10 protein-coding genes are annotated in these 18481 nt (G+C 70.7%); 3 read left to right on the top strand and 7 right to left on the bottom strand.

What is annotated here, in order from left to right; translation table 11 throughout:
- Positions 1 to 47: 47 nt before the first annotated feature.
- Positions 48 to 1424 (bottom strand): MFS transporter, encoded by a 1377-nt coding sequence (locus J421_RS31285; RefSeq protein WP_025415075.1) that lies wholly within the window; start codon positions 1422 to 1424, stop codon positions 48 to 50.
- A gap of 20 nt (positions 1425 to 1444) precedes the next feature.
- Here J421_RS31285 and J421_RS31280 point away from each other — a divergent pair, with 20 nt between their 5' ends.
- Both J421_RS31280 and J421_RS31275 read left to right on the top strand, forming a co-directional pair.
- Positions 1445 to 2599 carry an MGH1-like glycoside hydrolase domain-containing protein gene (locus J421_RS31280; RefSeq protein WP_025415074.1) on the top strand — a complete coding sequence of 385 codons (1155 nt, stop codon included), beginning with the start codon at positions 1445 to 1447 and terminating at the stop codon, positions 2597 to 2599.
- Positions 2596 to 3246, top strand: a complete 651-nt coding sequence (locus J421_RS31275) for a uridine kinase family protein (protein WP_025415073.1) — start codon at positions 2596 to 2598, stop codon at positions 3244 to 3246. The genes J421_RS31280 and J421_RS31275 overlap by 4 nt, the downstream gene beginning before the upstream one ends.
- Here J421_RS31275 and J421_RS31270 read toward each other — a convergent pair.
- From J421_RS31270 to J421_RS31255, 4 genes are all read right to left on the bottom strand, one after another.
- Positions 3225 to 4607 (bottom strand): alpha-amylase family glycosyl hydrolase, encoded by a 1383-nt coding sequence (locus tag J421_RS31270; RefSeq protein ID WP_025415072.1) that lies wholly within the window; start codon positions 4605 to 4607, stop codon positions 3225 to 3227. The genes J421_RS31275 and J421_RS31270 overlap by 22 nt on opposite strands.
- 272 nt (positions 4608 to 4879) lie before the next feature.
- Positions 4880 to 6409, bottom strand: coding sequence for a RagB/SusD family nutrient uptake outer membrane protein (locus J421_RS31265; protein ID WP_025415071.1), 1530 nt, complete (start codon positions 6407 to 6409; stop codon positions 4880 to 4882).
- 13 nt (positions 6410 to 6422) lie between these two features.
- Complete coding sequence (locus tag J421_RS31260; protein WP_104023559.1) at positions 6423 to 9530, bottom strand: SusC/RagA family TonB-linked outer membrane protein; 3108 nt, start codon at positions 9528 to 9530, stop codon at positions 6423 to 6425.
- A 197-nt stretch (positions 9531 to 9727) separates the two neighbouring features.
- The gene (locus J421_RS31255; RefSeq protein ID WP_025415069.1) at positions 9728 to 13048 is read right to left on the bottom strand and encodes a VCBS repeat-containing protein; all 3321 of its coding nucleotides are present in this window, start codon (positions 13046 to 13048) and stop codon (positions 9728 to 9730) included.
- Between the two features lie 93 nt (positions 13049 to 13141).
- Here J421_RS31255 and J421_RS31250 point away from each other — a divergent pair, with 93 nt between their 5' ends.
- The gene (locus tag J421_RS31250) at positions 13142 to 13597 is read left to right on the top strand and encodes a TonB-dependent receptor plug domain-containing protein (RefSeq protein ID WP_025415068.1); all 456 of its coding nucleotides are present in this window, start codon (positions 13142 to 13144) and stop codon (positions 13595 to 13597) included.
- An 11-nt stretch (positions 13598 to 13608) separates the two neighbouring features.
- Here the strand turns inward: J421_RS31250 and J421_RS31245 are convergent, their stop codons facing one another.
- Positions 13609 to 14952, bottom strand: coding sequence for a vanadium-dependent haloperoxidase (locus J421_RS31245; RefSeq protein WP_025415067.1), 1344 nt, complete (start codon positions 14950 to 14952; stop codon positions 13609 to 13611).
- Positions 14949 to 18389 carry a VCBS repeat-containing protein gene (locus tag J421_RS31240; RefSeq protein ID WP_025415066.1) on the bottom strand — a complete coding sequence of 1147 codons (3441 nt, stop codon included), beginning with the start codon at positions 18387 to 18389 and terminating at the stop codon, positions 14949 to 14951. The genes J421_RS31245 and J421_RS31240 overlap by 4 nt, the downstream gene beginning before the upstream one ends.
- Between the last annotated feature and the right edge of the window lie 92 nt (positions 18390 to 18481).

The following is an 18481-nucleotide window of genomic DNA, read 5'->3' as shown; positions in this document are numbered from 1 at the left end:
TCAGTCCTTCGAGCACTCGTACGTGGAGTCCAGGCACCGCGCGCGCCTCACGGTGAAGCCGCCGCGAGCGCCGCGCGCTCCGCCCGCCACGCCGCGCCCGCGCGCACGAACGCGCACGCGGCGGCGGCGCAGAGCAGCAGCGCGCCGGCGAGCCGGATCACGTTCTCCGGCCGCCCGCCCAACAGCGGCCCGTAGAGCAGCGGCACGGTGAAGATCTGGATCATCATGGGGATGACGATGAACATGTTGAAGATCCCCATGTAGACGCCCACGCGCTCCTCGGGGATGCTGCCCGCGAGCATGACGTACGGGTTCCCCATCATGCTCGCCCATCCCACGCCGATGCCGAGCATCGGCACGAGGAGCAGCGCGCGGCTCTCGATCGCGGGAATGGCGAGCATCGCCGCGCCGGCCGCGACGAGGCAGACCGTGTGCATCGTCTTCGCGCCGAACCGCCGCGTGAACGGCACCATCCCGATCGCCGACACGAACGCGACGAAGTTGTAGAAGCCGCCGACCTGCCCGTTCACGAGCCCCGCCTCGCGAAACCCGCTCGACGTCGGGTCGTGGGTGTGGAACAGCGTCGCGGCCAGCGCGAGGACGATGTACTGCCAGTAGCAGAACATCGCGTACCACTGGAACAGGTACACGAGCGCGAGCTGCTTCATCGTCGTCGGCATCTCGCGCGCCGCGTCGGCGATCTCGCGCAGCGTCGAGCCCAGCCCCCGCGGCATGGCGCGGATCCGTGCGAGCTCCGCCTCCGTGAGCGGCAGCTCCGGCGTCGTACGCACCGTCCACAGGATCGACGTGATGGAGAAGAGCGCGCCGATGAGGAACGCCCCCACCGTGATGATCGGGATGCCGTGCGCGTTCGTCCGGTCCCGGCTCATCCCCAGCACGACGAGGATCGACGGCGTGAGGTACGACAGCGTCTGGCCCAGCCCCGTGAACGCGCTCTGGGTGAGGAATCCCGTGGGGTGCTGGCTCTCGTCGAGCCGGTCGCTGACGAACGCGCGGTACGGCTCCATGGTCACGTTGTTCGCCGCGTCGAGCACCCAGAGCAGTCCGGCCGCCGCCCACAGCGCGGGGCTGAACGGCATGAGGAGCAGCGCGACGGAGCACAGCACCGCGCCCACCAGGAAGTACGGCGTGCGCCGCCCGCGCGGGCTGATCGTGCGGTCGCTCATCGCGCCGATGATCGGCTGCACGAGGAGCCCCGTCATCGGCCCGGCGAGCCAGAGCAGCGGCAGGCTCGCCTCGTTCGCGCCGAGGTAGCGGTAGATCGGGCTCATGTTCCCCTGCTGGAGCCCGAAGCTGTACTGGATCCCGAAGAACCCGAAGTTCATGTTCACGATCTGCGCGAACGTGAGGTGCGGGCGCGTCGGGCGGCTCGTGTTAGGCAGCGGGGCGGAGTGGCCACTCATCGGTCGACTCGTGAGGGTCCGTGACTGACGGCGCCGGACGGTACGACGAGGCGGTGCGGCTGCTCCGCGCGCTGAGCGGAGCGGCGGGCATCCATGCGTCGGCGTCGGACACCGCGAACTACCGCGCCGTGTTCGCGCGCGACGCGGTGATGGCGGGCGTGGCCGGGCTGCTCCTCGGCGACGACGCGATCGTCGCGGGTCTCGTGCGCACCCTCGCCGGGCTGCGCGACGTGCAGGGGGCGGAGGGACAGATCGCGTCGAACTACGAGCTGCGCGACGGCGCGCCGCCGCACGTCAGCTTCGGCACGCTCGCGCCCCGCCTCGACGGCGCCACGTGGTACCTGGTGGGGCTCGCGCTCGCGGCGCGCGCCGACGCGCTCGACCTCGCGCCGTTCGCCGACTCCGCCCGCCGCGTCGTGCGGCTGCTCGACGCGATCGAGTACAACGGGCGCGACCTGCTGTACGTGCCGACCGGCGGCAACTGGGCCGACGAGTATCTCTACGAGGGCTACGTCCTGTACGACCAGGTGCTGCGCGCGTGGGCGCTGCGTCTCCTCGCGACGCCGCTCGGCGAGCCCGCGTGGCGCGAGAAAGCCGAGCGCATCGCGGCTGCCATCGACGCGCGGTTCTGGCCCGGAGCCCCGGCACGCGAGCATCCCGCGCGCTATCCGGTGGCCGCGTTCACGCCGGCGCGGACGTTCGACGTCTTCGATCTCGCCGCGTGTGCGCTGCTCGCCGTCGCCGGGCTCGTGCCGCGCCGCGCCGACGCCGCGCTCGCGTGGATCGACGAGCGGTTCCTCGCGCGCCGCACACTGCCGCCCGCGTTCCATCCGGTGATCGACGAGGACGATCCGGACTGGCCGGCGCTCGCCCGCTACCACCTGCACGGCTTCCGCAACCGGCCGCACGAGTACCACAACGGCGGCGTGTGGCCCATCTGGCTCGGCTGGCTCGCGCTCGCTCTCGCGCAGCACGGGCACGACGCGGCCCTCGCTCGGCTGCGCGCGCTCGTGGCCGACGCGATCGACGCGCGCGACGACTTCGCGTTCGAGGAGTACCTGCACGGCGTCACGGGCGCGCCCGGCGGCACGCCGCGCATGGCCTACAGCGCCACGGGGCTCGTGCTGCTGCGGCACGCGGGCTCCGAGGCTCACCGCGCGCTCCTCGGCCCATGAGCACCGGCGATCCCGACGCCTTCGCCCGCGCGCTCGCGGCGCGCCTGGCGCGCGACTTCGGCGTGCGCCCCGGCGCGCGGCGCGTGATCGGCGTCGCGGGCGAGTCCGGGAGCGGCAAGACGGTGACCGCCACCGGCCTCGCGCGTGCACTCGCCGACGCCGGCGCGCCGACCGCCGTCATCCACCAGGACGACTACTTCGTGCGCCCGCCGCGCACGAACCACGAGCACCGCCGCGGCGACCTGTCGAGCGTCGGCCCGCAGGAGGTGCGGCTCGAACTGCTCGCCGAGCACGTCGCCGACTTCCGCGCCGGCCGCGACGGCGTCGTCGCGCCGCGGGTCGACTATCCGGCGAATCGTTTCGTGTCGCAGCGCTACGATTTCGCCGCCGCCGGCGCGCTCGTCGTCGAGGGCACCTACGTGCTCGGCCTCCCCGACCTCGACGTGCGGATCTTCCTCGCCGCGACGCACGCGGACACCGCCGATCGCCGGCGCGAGCGCGCCCGCGACATCCACGAGCCGTTCGTCGACCAGGTGCTCGCGATCGAGCACGACATCATCAGCCGCCAGGCGGCGGTCGCGGACCTGATCGTCGACCGCGACTTCACCGTCCGCTCGGGGCCCGGTCACCGCACGAGCACCCGGTAGCCGTGCGCCGGGATCGGCAGGATGCCCGACGCGCCTAACGCGATCTTCGCGCGGCTCGCCCAGTCGGTGTACTCCCCCGCCGCGCCGAGCCCCGTGTACGACGCCGTCACCGGCGCGTCGCCGAAGTTGAGCGCGACGAGCACCGTGTTCGCCCCCTTCGTGCGCGCGTACGCGTACACGCCGCTGCCGCCCGTCGTCGCGATCCGCTGCTGTCGGCCGCCGGCATCGCCGTTCGCGAGCGCGGGCTGCGTGTGCTTCAGGTCGAACAGCGAGCGGTAGAATGCCGCGACCGACGGGCCGCTCCAGTCCACGGTGTCCTTCTCGAAGAAGCGCAGCCGCTTCTTCATCGACACCTCCTGCCCCGTGTACAGCAGCGGCATGCCGTGGTACGCCGTCGCGGCGAGCACGTACGCGGGGACGTTGTTCGCGCCCATCCGCTCGAACTCCGTGCCGTTCCAGCTGTTCTCGTCGTGGTTGCTCGTGAAGTACATGCGGTACGCGTCGCGCGGGTAGAGCGAGTCCTCGCGCGCGAAGTACGCGTCGAGCGCGCCGACCGGCTGCTTGCCGCTCGCCACGTCGTTCAGCAGGTGGTGGAGGTCCCAGCCGTACGTCATGTCGAACGCGGCGTGGAACCGCGGCCCCTCCGCCTCGGCCAGCATGAACAGGTCGGGTCGCGCCGCCGTGAGCGCGGCGCGCGCGTCGGCCCAGAAGTCGTCGGGCACGCCGCCCGCGACGTCGCAGCGGAACCCGTCGATGCCGGTGCGCTCCAGCCACCACCGCATCTCGCCGATCATCGCCGCGCGCAGGTCGCGGTTGTCGTAGTCCAGCTCCGCGACGTCGGTCCAGTCGGTGTCGTGGTTCTCGTTGTCGCGCGCGTTCGAGATCGACCCGTCCGGCTTGTGCACGTACCAGTCGGGATGCGCCGTGATCCACGGGTGGTCGAACGACGTGTGGTTCGGCACCCAGTCGAGGATCACGCGCATGCCCTGCGCGTGCGCGTCGGCGACGAGGGCCTTGAAGTCGTCGAGCGTGCCGAACTCCGGGTTCACCGCCGTGTAGCTGGCGATCGAGTAGTAGCTGCCCAACGGGCCCTTGCGGTTCTTCACGCCGATCGGCTGCACCGGCATGAGCCACAGGATGTCGACGCCCAGCGCCTTCAGCCGCGGCACGTGCGCGCGGATCGCCGAGAGCGTCCCCTCCGGCGTGTACTGCCGTACGTTCACCTCGTAGATCACCGCGCGGCGCGTCCATTCCGCGTGGCGCACGGACGCCGTCGCCGCCGGCTCGACCCGCGGCGCGGCGTGGCACCCGGCGACGAGCACCGCGAGACCGATCAGCCGCAGACTTCGGAAGATTTGCATCGATGGAGTTGCTGCGTGTGACTCGCGCGTGTGAATTGAACCGCAGAGGCCGCAGAGGGCCGCAGAGGACACCATTCCTTTCTTGTAACCACAGAGGACACAGAGGACACAGAGGAGAACCTTTCAAGAGAAGAAGTTGGTTTTCTCCGTGTCCTCCGTGTCCTCTGTGGTTCAACTCAAGAAAAGGGCAGTCCTCTGCGGCCCTCTGCGGCCCTCTGCGGTTCAATAGTTGTTCCTCGCGCCCTCCGCGACCTCGCGCGAGGTACCGAGCCTCAGTACCCGGGGTTCTGCACGAGCAGCGGGTTCGCGTCCATCTGCGTCTGCGGGATCGGCATCAGCACGCGGAACGGCGCGTCGGCCTCGTGGTTCCAGCTCGCGAGCAGGTAGGTGCCCTGCCGGATCTGGTCCGTGCGCCGCCGCCCTTCCTCGAGCAGCTCGATCTGCCGCTCGTCGAAGATCGCCGTGCGCAGCTGCGCCTGCGACAGGTTCGATGCGATCGGCTTCGGCGGGGTGAACGCGCGGGCGCGGATCTGGTTCACGAGCGGGATCGCCTCCGACGTGCGACCGAGCTCGTTCAGCGCCTCCGCCTTGATGAGCAGGATCTCGGCGAGGCGGAAGATCGCGAAGTCGTTGCCGTGCAGGTTCGTCACGCGCGCGGGGTCGTACGGCCACTTGTAGATGCGCACGCCGTTCCCCTCGGTCGCCTGCGTGATGTCGGGGATGTCGACCGTGTAGACGAGACGCGCGCCCGAGCGGTCGTTGATCGCCGCGCCGGTCACGAGGTGGAACTGCGGCCCCTCCAGGATCGCGGCGCGGCGCTTGTCGTCCGGGTCGAATTTCCGGTACGTCGGCGGCTCCACGGCGCGGCCGTTGTTGGGCGCGGGAGAGAACTGGTTGTAGTGCAGGTTGTTGCTGATCGTCCCGTAGCCGTTCAGCCCACTCTCCGGCCGCCGCGCGGAGACCATCACGATCTCGGTCGACGTGTTGTTGTCGGCGCGGAAGTTCGCCGCCTGGTCGGCGGTGAGCTTGTACGGACCGGCGATCACGCGGTCGGCGGCGTCGATCGCCTTCTGCCACTGCGCGGAGCCCTTCTGCAGCCCGCCCGCCGTCACGGTGCCCGTGTACACCTCGGCGTTCAGGTACATGTGCGCGAGCATCGCGTCCACCCACCCCTGCGTCGCGCGGCCGTAGTCCGACGACGGCCACGCGACCGGCAGATCCTTGCGCGCCTCCGTCAGCTCCTTCTCGATGAACGCGAACGTCTCCGCGCGCGTCGTGCGCTCGTGCGGCTCGACCTCGGTGGTCGTGACGAGCGGCACGCCGCCGAACAGATCCATGAGATGGTAGTAGAAGTACGCGCGCAGCACGCGCGTCTCCGCGATCGTGCGCGCCTTGTTCGCGATCGGCAGGTTCTCCACGGCCGCGAGCAGCACGTTGGCACGCGCGACGCCGGTGAACGACTGCACCCACGTGCTGTTGATCTGGTTCAGCGCGAGCGGGCTCCCCGCCTGCCACGTGTGCCGCTGGGCCTCCAGGTGCACGCCGTTGTCGAACCAGTCCTGGCCGCGCGTGGGGATCACGCCCTCGTCGGACGTGATCTCGTTCAGGTACTGCTGGTTCCCCGTCGACACCGTGTTGAGCTGGCTGTACACGGCGGCGAGGCCGGAGCGTACCTCGTCGTCGTTCTGGTAGAACTTCTCCGGCGTGATGACGCTGTACGGATCTTCGGAGAGGTTCGTGCACCCCTGCGGCACGACGACGAGCGCCACGAAGAGCGACGTCAGGATCTTGGTATGACGCATGATTCGCCCTCCGTCAGAAGCCGACCCGCACGCCGAGCGACACCGTGCGCGGGTTCGGATAGTTGAGGTAATCGACGCCGCGCGATGCGCGTCCGGCCGACGTGAACGCCTCGGGGTCGTACCCCGTGTAGTTCGTGGACATGATCAGGTTGTCGCCCGTCACGTACACGCGGGCCTGGCGCGCGTGCGTGCCGCTCGGCAGCCGGACGGTATAGCCCACCGTGACGTTCTGCAGCCGCACGAACGAGCCGTCCTCGATCCACCGCGAGGAGAAGATCGCCGGCTCCTTGATGCCGATCGGGTCGTTCAGCGCCGACTTCAGGAAGTTCTTGTCCTGGAGCGCGTTCCCCTTCGTCGAGTAGACGAGCGCGGTGTTGTTCAGCACCTTCTGCCCGAACACGCCGCGCACGAGGAAGCTCGCGTCGAGCTGCCCGGCGCGGAGCTGCCCATGTCCGCCGAGCGAGAACTTCGGGTTCGCGTTGCCCAGCACGTTGTAGTCGTCGGCCGTCGGCGTCGTCGTCTGGGCCGTCAGCTCGCGGCTCGTGATCACGCCGGCCGCGTTCTTCGTCACCTTGTACTTGTTGAACAGCTGCCGGCCGTTCGCGTCCACGCCCACGTACTCCGGGCCGTAGAACGTGCCTAACGGGAACCCGGGCATGATGCGCTGCGAGACCTGCCCCGTCTGCCCCTGCCCGCTCACGTTGCCCGACGTGATGAACGCCGTCTTGCCGAGGCTCACCACCCGGTTGCGCTCCACCGAGCCGAGGACGCCGAGCGTGAGGTCGAGCCGCGGACGCGAGATCGTGCGCGCGTCGAGCGTGAACTCCAGCCCCTTGTTGCGCACCGCACCGACGTTCGCCAGCACCGTGTCGGTGACCGCCGGCTGCGGCACGTTGATGGTGAGCAGCAGGTCGCGCGTGTTCTTCAGATAGTACTCCACGGTGCCGCTGAAGCGGCCGTCGAGGATCGCGAAGTCGAGACCGACGTTGGTCTGCGCCGTCTGCTCCCACTTGAGATCGGGATTCGGGTTCCGGTTCGGCGACACGCCGAGCACGGTCGTCTCCCCGAAGCTCGCTTTGGGGCCGGTGGCAAGCGTGAGCAGCGACGAGTATGGGCTGATCTCCTGGCTGCCGTTCAATCCATAGCCAGCCTTGAGCCGCAGCTCGGAGACGACGCTGCCCAACAGCCCCTTCATGAACGGCTCGGCGCTCATCAGCCACGACCCCGACACGGCCGGAAAGACCGCCCACTTGTTCCCCGCGCCGAACCGCGACGAGCCGTCGCGCCGCACGACGCCGGTGAGGAAGTAGCGGTCCTTCAGGCTGTAGTTCGCGCGACCGAAGAACGACACCAGCCGGCTGTCGGTGCGGCCAGACGTGACGAAGCCCTGCTGCAGCGTCGCGCCGGCGCCGAGATTGTAGTAGGCGAACGCGTCGGTGATGAACCCCTGCGCCTCGGAGTTCTCGCTCACCGTGGAGTAGTTGTTGAACTCGTAGCCGCCGAGCAGCTCGAGCGAGTGCGGCCCCGGGCTCGCGCGGTACGTGAGGTACGTCTGCAGCGTGTTCGTCGTGTTCGCCAGCTCGCCGTACAGCGCGTCGCCGTTCGTCGACGCGCCCAACGGGCTGATGCGCGGATAGTAGGCCGAGCGCGTGCCGTTCGAGCGGTCGGTGCCGACGTTGAGCTGCGCGGTGAGCGACGAGAACAGGTCGTAGTCGGCGGTGAAGTTGCCGAGGATGCGGCGCGACACGCCGTCGTCCTTCACCTGGTCGGTGATCGCCACCGGGTTGCGGATCGTGACCGCGCCCGTGCCGATCTCGTAGTACCGCGACACGCCCGTCGACGGGTCGGTCACGCGCACCGGCTGCGTCGGGTTCATGATCAGCATGTTCGTGAACGTCGTGCCCGTGAACCCGGCCGTGTTCTCCGAGGGCACGTAGTCGTTCTTCACCTGCGACGCGTTCAGGTTGAGCCCCATGCGGAGCCGGTTGGCGAACGCCTGCTGCCCGGCGTTGATGCGCCCCGAGATGCGCTCCAACCCGCTGCTCAGCACGATGCCTTCCTGCTGCATGTAGTTCAGCGAGCCGCGGTACTGCGTGCTCGCGGCGCCGCCGGAGAAGCCGAGGTTGTGGTTCTGCGTGTGCGCCGTGCGCACGACCTCCTTCTCCCAGTCCGTGTTCGACGTGCCGAGGCCGGTGAGGCGGCTCGCCGCGAGATTGCCCGCCGTGACCTGCTGCTGCACGAACGCGCGGTACTCGTCGCCGTTCAACACGTCCAGCGTCTTCGACGGGCTCGACGACGAGAAGTAGCCCTCGTACGTGAGCTCCGTGCGCCCCTCGCGCCCGTGCTTCGTCGTGATCTGCACCACGCCGTTCGCGCCGCGCGACCCGTAGATCGCCGTCGCGCTGGCGTCCTTCAGCACCGTGATCGTCTCGATGTCCGACGGATCGATCGAGCTGAGCGGATTGCGCGGCAGCGACGTGTTGCGGTTGTCGCCGGAGCCGAGCGACGTCGGCTCGATCGCGGTGTTGTTGAGCGGCACGCCGTCGATCACGTACAGTGGCTCGTTGCTCGCGCTGATCGACGTGCCGCCGCGGATGCGCACCTGCACGCCGGCGCCGGGCGACCCGTTGTTCTGGATCATCGTCACGCCGGCGACGCGGCCCTGCAGCAGCTCGGTGGGTGCGGTGATGCGCCCGACCTTCGCGTCGTCGGCGTTCACCGTCGCGACCGAGCCGGTGATGGCCTCGCGCCGCTGCGTGCCGTAGCCGACGACGACCACCTCGGTGAGCGCCGTCGCCGCGGACGCGATCGCGAACTGCGCCTCGACGGTGCCGCCCGCCGTCACGGTCACGTCACGCGTCTGCGCGGCGTAGCCGATGCGACTGACGCGCACGCGCTGCGGTCCCGCGGGCACGCCGGCGATCACGTACGCGCCGTCGGCGCGCGTCACGGTGCCGCGCTGCGAGCCCTCGATGACGACGTTCGCGTTCGTCACGGGAAGTCGCGACGTCGAGTCGATGACGCGTCCGCTGACGGTGCCGGTCGGCGCCTGTGCGCCGAGTCGTACGGCTACCAGCAAGCCGCCGACGAGGAGGGAGATCTTGCATCGAGGGCGTACCATCGCGACGTCCTCCGCCGATTGAGGGGGGTTGGCGCACGGAGTGTGGTGCTCGCCGCGAAGTTACCCGTGCACTGCGCGGGCGATAGGTACGCGTGCGGACGCACGCTGCACGCACGCTGCACGCACGCTGCACGCATGCGGCGCGCATGCGGCGCGCATGGGGCGCGCATGCGGGGGATCCCCTCCGTCAGCGCGCGTCAGTGCGCGGGGCGCGTGCCTAACGCGACGCTCCGCCGCGCCGGCGCGCTCACGCGCAGCAGCATCGGCCGGTCGTCGTTCCGCGCCACCGCCACGACCGGGCCGCCCGGGCCGCGCACGACGCCGAGCGCGCGCACCTGCCCGTCGATCGCCAGCCCGCTCCCCGCCTCGTCCACCGCCCGGAACCGGCCGTCGCCGAGCCCGCGCAGCAGCACGCCGTGGCTCGCGTCGTAGCGCCCCTGCAGCGGTGGGGCGCCCCAGAAGTCACCGGCCAGCAGCAGGTCGACGTGCCCGTCGCCGTCGAAGTCGCGCGCCAGCGACGCGTACACCGGCGCGAGCTGCGCCTCCACGGGCAGCGGCCGGAGCGCGAACGCGCCGTGCCCGTCGTTCACCGCCACCGCGCTCTCGAACGTCCGCGCTTCGAGCACGCGCGCCGCGCGCAGATCCGCCCGTGGGAAGACGTCCTGCACCGTCGCCGCGCCGAACGACGCGTACGTCGGGTACTTCGCGCGCAGCGCGGGCACCGCTCGCACGATCTCGTCGCGCCCCGCCATGGGGTAGCTCGTGCCGTGCTTGTAGAACGTGACGATCTGCTGCAGCGATCCGTCGTGCGCGAAGTCGTGCACGTAGAGCCGCGCCGGCTCGTCCGCCGACGCCTTCACGTAAGCGTTGCGGCCGAGGTTCCCGAGCACGAGGTCGGGGCGTCCGTCGCCCGTGACGTCGACCGCCGTCACGCTGCTCCACCATCCCGCCGTGCCGGCGAGCCCCGACTCGCGCGTGCGGTCGACGAACCGTCCACCGGCGCGATCCTGACGGAACACCGTCACCGGCATCCACTCGCCGACGACGACGAGGTCCGGCACCCCGTCGCCGTCCACGTCGGCCCATGCCGCCGACGTCACCATCCCCACGCGCTCCAGCGCCGGCGCGAGCTGCCGCGTGACGTCGGTGAAGTGCCCGGTGCCGTCGTTGCGCAGCAGATGACTCCGCGGCGCCTCGCCGTAGCGCCTCGACACCACGCGTCCGCCGACGAACAGATCGACGTCGCCGTCGCCGTCGAAGTCCGCGGCGACGACGCACGACGCGTTCTCGCGCACGCCTGGGAACGCGTCCGTCACGCGCCGGAACCGCCCCGTCCCGTCGTTGAGATAGAGCCTCGGCGCGAGCGCCGGCGCATCACCCCAGAACTCGTTGCCGCCGCTCGTCACGACGAGGTCGAGCTTCCCGTCGCCGTTCGCGTCGACGAACGTCGCGCTCACGTCCTCGTTCAGGCTGTCGGTCGCGATCGCCGAGTCGGACACGAGCGCGAACGAGCCGTCGGCGCGCTGCACCGCGAGCCGGCCCGGCTGCCACTTGCCGCCGCCGAGGTACAGGTCGTCGAGGCCGTCGCCGTTCACGTCGCCCACCGCGAGCGCGGGCCCCTCGGTGGAGACGAGCCGCGGGATGAGCGGCTCGCGGTCGAAGTCGCTGAACGCGTTCTCGACGTGCCGCCAGTCGAACGCGAGCCGCGCGCTCTCGTCGGTCACCGTGAGCGGCGCGCCGTGCGGCACGGCGTACGTCCAGCGGCCCGCGGCGTCGCGCTGCGCGAGCACGAGCGCCTGGTTCGCCGCCACGCCGCGCAGCGTCTGGAACCGTCGGTCGGGCCATACGACGACCACCGAGTCGGCGTGCGTCGCGCGGCCGAGCCCCACGTGCAGCCGCGGATCCACCGACGACTCGAAGCCGCGCGTCGGCGACTGCTCCACGAGCTGCGACGCGCCGCCCGCGAACACGAGCAGCTTCGCGCCGATCCCCGCGGTGTTGCCGGAGTCGCCGCGCAGCGTGACGGCGAGGTAGTTCGTCGTCGCGGGCGAGCGGCGCGCGAGGTTGCGGTAGATCGCGGCCGGCGCGTTCACCTCGTTCACCACGAGATCGAGCGCGCCGTCGCCGTCGAGATCCACGTACGCCGCCCCATTCGCGAAGCCGGGCGTGCCGAGCCCCCACGCCTGCGTCACGTCGGTGAAGCGCAGGCCGCCCTCGTTGCGGAAGACGTGGCTCGGCACGGGGACGCTCGGCATGTGCCGCAGGATCTCGGTCTGCGACGTGTCGTTGCGGGCGAGCATCGCCTGCACGGCGTCGCCGCCGACGTACGTGATGTAGTCGAGATCGTTCGGCCGGCGCAGCACGCCGCTCGTCACGAACAGGTCCTTGCGCCCGTCGTTGTCGAGGTCCGCGAACAGCGGGGCCCAGCTCCAGTCGGTCGCGTCGACGCCGGCGAGCAGGCCGATCTCGCTGAAGCGGCCGTCGCCGCGGTTCCACTGCAGCGTGTTGCGCGCGTACTGCGGGTGATAGCCGGCCTTCAGCCGAGCGTTGAACAGGCTCCAGCTCTCCGAGCTCGCCGATGTCTTCAGCACGTCCTCGCGCTCGGGGAACATGTCGGCGACGAACAGATCGGGACGCAGGTCGTTGTCGAAGTCGGCCGCGTCGACGCCCATCGAGAAGCGGCTCGTGTGCCCCGTCGCGCGCGCGATCGACTCGGCGAACGTGCCGTCGCACCGGTTCACGTACAGGAAGTCGTTCTCCTGGAAGTCGTTCGCGACGTAGACGTCGGGGCAGCCGTCGCCGTTCACGTCGCTCACCACGACGCCGAGCCCGAACCCCTCGCTGCCGCCGTAGATCCCGGCCGTCGCGCTGACGTCGACGAAGCGCCCCCCGTCGTTCCGCAGCAGCCGCGCGCCGCCGCGCTCCGCGTGCACGTCGCGCTTCGCCGCGCCGGCGATCGCGCGCTCGCCGTGCGTCGAGTGGCGGAGCAGCAGCGCGTCGAGATCGCCGTCGCCGTCGTAGTCGAAGAACGCGGCCTGCGTGGAATAGCCGGGCTGCGCCAGACCGACCTCCGAGGCGCGGTCGGTGAACGTGCCGTCGCCGTTGTTCACGTAGAGCACGTTGCGGCCGTGCATCCCGAGGTAGTCGACGCCGGAGACGAAGATGTCGAGCCGGCCGTCGCCGTTCACGTCGGCCATCGTCACGCCGGTCTTCCATCCCACCGAGTCGGCGACGCCGGCGCGCGCGGTGACGTCCTCGAACCGGAACCCGCCGCGGTTCAGGTACAGCCGGTTCGCGCCGAGGTTCGACGTGAAGTAGAGATCGGGGAGCCCGTCGCCGTTCACGTCGCCCACCGCGACGCCGCCGCCGTTGTAGTAGTACAGGTAGCTGAGGATGTTGAAGTCCGGCGTCTCCGGCAGCCGGTTCGCGAACGACACGCCGGTCGCTCCCGGCGCGAGCCGATCGAACAGCGGCGGCGTGGCCGGTGCGCCGCGGCACGCCGCTGCCAGCAGGAGCATCAGCGCGAGCGCAGGCGCCGTCGCACTTGCGCGCTGCCGTGCGCGAGGGAGCTTCAGGTAGCGCCCGTCTCCACCCTTCCACTCCGCCGCCCCATGTCCACGTCTGCACTGCGCCGGCTCGCCGCGACGTCGCTCGTGGCGATCGCCGGTTGCGCGGGCGGGAGCTCCCAGGCTCCCGCACCGTCGCCCGAGCCGGTAGCGCCGCCGAACGCCACGGTGACCTCGAAGGACGTGCAGCAGAGCGCGAACGTCCCCATCGAGCAGGTGTTGAACGGCCGCGTCGCCGGCGTCACCGTCGGGCGCGCGTCGGACGGCAGCCTCACCGTGCGCATCCGCGGCGCGACGTCGTTCACCGGCCCCGAGGAGCCGCTCTACGTCGTCGACGGCGTGCCGATCGCCGCGGGGCCCGGCGGCAGCCTGGCGGGCATCAACCCGTACGACATCGAGTCGATCAGCGTCCTGAAGGACGCGGCGAGCCTCACCATGTACGGCAGCCGCGGCGCGAACGGCGTGATCCTCATCAAGACCAAGAAAGCGAAGAAGCCATGACGCGCGACGCGTCATCGCCGGGCGATGACGCGATCGTGGGTGCGGACGCGCGCGACGACGAGCTGGCCGATCCTGCGCCCCTGCACGACGCCCTGCTCGATGGCCTGGCGGAAATGGATGCCGCCGTACAGCCGGCTGATCGCGGCCTCGGCGGCCGCCGCCTCGAACGACGGGAACGCGCGCACCGGCAGCCCATAGGCCACCTCGGCCGAGTCGGCGAACGCGAAGCCGGGCCCGAACTCGTCGGTGAGCACCGCGGCCGCGGCGGTCGAGATGCCGCTGTGGCCACTCGTGTACTCGGGGAACGGCGGCGTCTGGAGCAGCGGCTCCCACGCCCCGTCGACGTACTTGGCGATCACCGTCTCGGGGCGGATGCGCGCGCTGCGATACTTCTCGTCCCACACCGCGAGGAATCCGTCGGAGAGCGCGACGGCGGTGCGCACGTACGCCGACGCCGACTGCATCGGGTCGGCGCCCGCCTTGCGCGCCGCGATGCCGACGATGCTCATCCAGTGCCCGCCGGGGGTCACCTTCTTCGTCGCGAACATGGTGTGCCCCTGCACGTGCATGACGTACGGGTTGCAGTCCCAGAACGCGGCGATCGCGCGCTGCTCCTCCGTTAGGCGCCGGCGGGTCGCGTAGACCTCGAGCACCTGCGTCCAGTACGGGCTCCCCTTCGTCGTGTCGAACGCGAGCGGCGGCTCGGGGCGGAACTGGCTCGCCGAGTCGAGCACGAACGGCCGGATGCGCGACCAGTTCGGCTCCACCGCGTCCATGTACGCCGGCGGCGTCGGGATCCACCGGTCGGCGGCCGTCACGAGGGAGAACTTCGGCATGCCGCGCGTCTCGAGGTAGCGGTCCTTCGCCGCCCACGCGAGCACGTGCTTCGCCACCGTGTCGCCGTACGCCACCGAGCGCTCGTACACGGCCTTCGACAGCCCGGCGCCGCGGAACTGCTCGTCCATCGCCCGCCGCAGCGAGTCCATGCGCTGCCGCGAGAACGTGAGCTGCCGGCCGACCGTGAGGAACGCGTGCACGGCCGCGAGCGGCGCGTCGATCTCGCCGTTGGGCGGCGCGGGCGGAGGCGTGAGGCCGTTCAGCTGTCCGGCGAGCGAGCGGTACGACGGGTAGCCGGCACGCATCGCCTCGTACGCCGCCACGCTCGCGTAGGAGTACACCCGCGACGCCTGCGGCGGCGAGAAGATGTCGTAGACGATGACGTTCGTGAGCTGCTCCACCGCGGTGTGCAGCATCGTCGCGTCGGACGGTCGCGTGGCGGTGGTGGCGGGCGCGTGGCGGCAGGCGCCTAACGCCACGAGCGTCGCTCCGGCGGCGAGTCGGATGCGGCGCCTCATCGCGGGGTCCCCGGCTTCGGCGCGGGCGTTGCGGGACGGAAGAGGAGGGGCCGGTCGTTGTTGCGCGCCACCAGATAGAGCACGCCGTTGCGCGCGCGCAGCCGCGCGATGTCGCGCGCCTGTCCCGGCACGAAGAAGCCGCTCGCCCCGGAACGCACGGGCGTGAACGCGCCCGACGGACCGCCCGCGAGCAGCACGCCGTAGCTCGCGCTCATGCGCCCGTACTCCGGCCTGAAGCCGTCGAAGTTGCCGGCGAGCAGGAGGTCGGTGCGCCCGTCGCCGTCGAGATCGCGCGCGAGCGCGCCGAACATCGGCGCGAGCTGCGCCTCGGCCGGCAGCGGCACGAGCGTGAACGAGCCGTCGCCGTTGTTGTGCGCGATGGACGTGGCGAGCGTGTACGCGTGCAGCGTGAGCGCGCCGGCGAGGTCGCTCGACGAGAACACGTCGTTGATCGTCTGCCGCGCGTAGCTCGCGTACTTCAGGTAGCGCGCCTTCAGGTACGGCAGCGTGCGCACCAGATCGTCGCGCAGCGGCAGCGGGTAGCTCACGCCGTGGTTGTAGCTCGCGATGACCTGCTCGGTGTAGCCGTTGTGGTCGAAGTCCTTCACGTACATGGTCACCGGCTCGCGCTCGGTCGCATGCAGCTGCGAGTTGAGCCCGAGGTTCGTGACGAGGAAGTCGAGGCGGCCGTCGCCGTCGAAGTCGCCCGGCACGATGCGGTTCCACCAGCCGTCGCTTCGCTCGAGCCCCTTCACCTGCTGGCGCACGAGCCGCCCGCCGCCGGCGTTGTGGAACACGGTGATCGGCATCCACTCGCCGACGACCACGAGATCGAGCTTCCCGTCGCCGTCCACGTCGCGCCACGCGGCGTCGGTCACCATGCCGACGTGCGCCAGCTCCGGCGCGAGCCGCTCCGCCACGTCGGTGAAGTGTCCGCGGCCGTCGTTGTGCAGCAGCATGGAGCGCGGCGCGACGCCGTACTGCCACGGCACCACGCGCCCGCCGACGAACAGGTCCACCCTCCCGTCGCCGTCGTAGTCGGCGGCCACGGCGCGCGAGCCCGACTCGAACTCGACGGGGATCGCGCCGGCGGGTGCCTTGCGGAAGCGGCCGTTGCCGTCGTTCAGGTACAGCCGGTCCTGCAGCGGCTGCGCCCCTTCCGAGTACTCGCTGCCGCCGCTCACGACGTACAGGTCGGGCGCGTGGTCGCCGTTCGCGTCGAAGAACACCGCGCCGACGTCCTCCGACAGCGAGTCGGCGGCGAACAGCGCCGAGTCGATGCGCACGAACGTGCCGTTGGGCCGCTGCACGAGCAGCGCCCCGGCCTGCTCCTTCGCGCCGCCGAGGTACACGTCGTCCAACCCGTCGCCGTTCACGTCGCCGACGGCGAGCGCGGGCCCCTCGGTGGAGAGCAGGTGCGGCATGAGCCGCTCGCGGTCGAAGTCCACGAAGTCGTTCTCGTGGTGCACGAACGGCAGCGCCACCGAATCCGTCACGTCCCGGAACACCGCCGTCGATGTCGTCGCCGTCGTCGCCGTCGTCGCCGTCGTGTCGCTCGTCGCCTGCGCCACGGTCACGCGCCGGTTCGCCGCCACCTTCGCCTGCACGCTCCGCCGCCCGTCGGGCCACTCCACCACGACCGAGTCCACGTCCTCGCGCAGCCCGAGCCCGAACGTGAGCACGTAGTCCACGCTCGACTGGAAGCCGCGCGTCGGCGCCTCCTCCTGCATCCGCTGCGTCCCCGCCGTCCACAGCGTCACGCGCGCGCCGAGCGCGAAGCGGTTCGCGCCCGCGCCCTGGAGCGCCACCTGGAGCCAGTGGTTCCGCGGCAGCACCGTGCGCGCGTTGTTGCGGTAGACGAACGCCTCCTGGTTCTCGTTGTTCACCACGAGGTCCAGCGCGCCGTCGCCGTCGAGATCCCCGTACGCCGCGCCGTTCGAGAAGCTCGGCGCGGCGAGCCCCCACGCGGCGCTCGCGTTCGCGAACGTGAGGTCGCCGTTGTTGTGGAACGCGTAGTTCGGGATCGGCGTCGACGTCATCGCGCCGATGAGCTGCGCGTAGTCCACGCGGCCGCTGCTCGTCACGCGCGTCATCGTCTCCTGGTTCGCCAGGAACGCGATGTAGTCCTGCGACGTGACGTCCTTCGCGAGGCCGTTCGTGACGTAGATGTCCTTGAAGCCGTCGAGGTCCAGGTCCGCGATGAGCGCGCTCCAGCTCCAGTCGGTGCGCGCCACGCCGGCCATCTGCCCGACGTCGCTGAACGTGACGGCGGCCGAGCCGGCAGGGGTCGGGCCGTTGTTCAGCTGCAGCATGTTGCGCATGAGCTGGTAGTGGTACCCGTTGCGCACCTTGGACTGGTACACGTCCCACCCGTCGTACTGCGACATCGTCTTCAGGCGATACTCGTCCTCCGGCAGCATGTCCGTCGTGTAGACGTCGGGCCAGCCGTCGTTGTTCACGTCCGCGATGTCCAGCCCCATCGAGTAGTAGCTCATGACGGGCATGTCGCGGTCGCCCACCTCGTGGAACGAGCCGTCGCGCGCGTTGACGTACAGGAAGTCGCGCTCGAAGAAGTCGTTCGACACGTAGACGTCGGGCCAGCCGTCGCGGTTCACGTCGGCGACCGCGACGCCGAGGCCGAAGCCGTTCTCGGGGCTGTAGATCCCCGCCTTCTGCGTGACGTCGACGAAGTGCCCGCCGTCGTTGCGGTACAGCTTCGCGCCGCCGAAGCGGTCGGGGACGTCGCGCACGTTGCGCACGCCGAACGAGCTCACCGGCCGCGGCGAGTTGTTGACGACGAGCAGATCGAGGTCGCCGTCGCGATCGTAGTCGAGGAACGCGGCCTGGGTGCTCCACCCCTCGTCGTCGACGCCGTACGTCTTCGCGCGCTCGGTGAAGTGCGGCACGCCGTCGGCGCCGACGCCGTCGTTGATCCACAGCTCGTTCGCGCGCGACGCCGGGTCGCCCGCGCCCGCCTTGCAGATGTAGATGTCGAGCTTCCCGTCGCCGTTCACGTCGGCGAGCGTGACGCCCGTCGTCCACGAGTGCGGCGCGCTGCGGATGCCGCTCGCCGCCGTGACGTCGCGGAAGCGGAACTTGCCGCCGTTCAGGTAGAGCGTGGGCCCGCCGTCGTTCGCGGTGAGCACGATCTCCGGAAGCCCGTCGCCCGTGAGGTCGCCGATCGCGACGCCGCCGCCGTTGTAGAAGTTGCGGTAGGCGAAGACGTTCAGCTCCTCGGTGTCGCGCACGCGGTTCACGAAGCGCACGCCGGTGTAGCTCGACGGCAGCGTCGTGAAGAGATGGCCGTCGGCCCCCGGCAGCGTTCCGTCACTCGGCGCGCCAGCCGGCGCCGCTCTCCGTGGCCCCTCGGTGCACCCCGCCGCGAGGCACGTGCACGACAGCAGCAGCAGACGACGACCGACGGAGACCGGGTGCATTCGTGAAGCCACGACGGGGGGAGACGACGGGAGGGGGTGCGACGAGGGGCCGGAAACGTCACGGCCTGCCCCGAAGATGCGGGCAGGCCGTG

Origin of the sequence: Gemmatirosa kalamazoonensis (assembly GCF_000522985.1) — a bacterium.
In the GTDB taxonomy this organism is placed as follows: domain Bacteria; phylum Gemmatimonadota; class Gemmatimonadetes; order Gemmatimonadales; family Gemmatimonadaceae; genus Gemmatirosa; species Gemmatirosa kalamazoonensis.
Note: the sequence above shows the minus strand (reverse complement) of the source record. Positions and strands in the feature narration are given on the sequence as shown.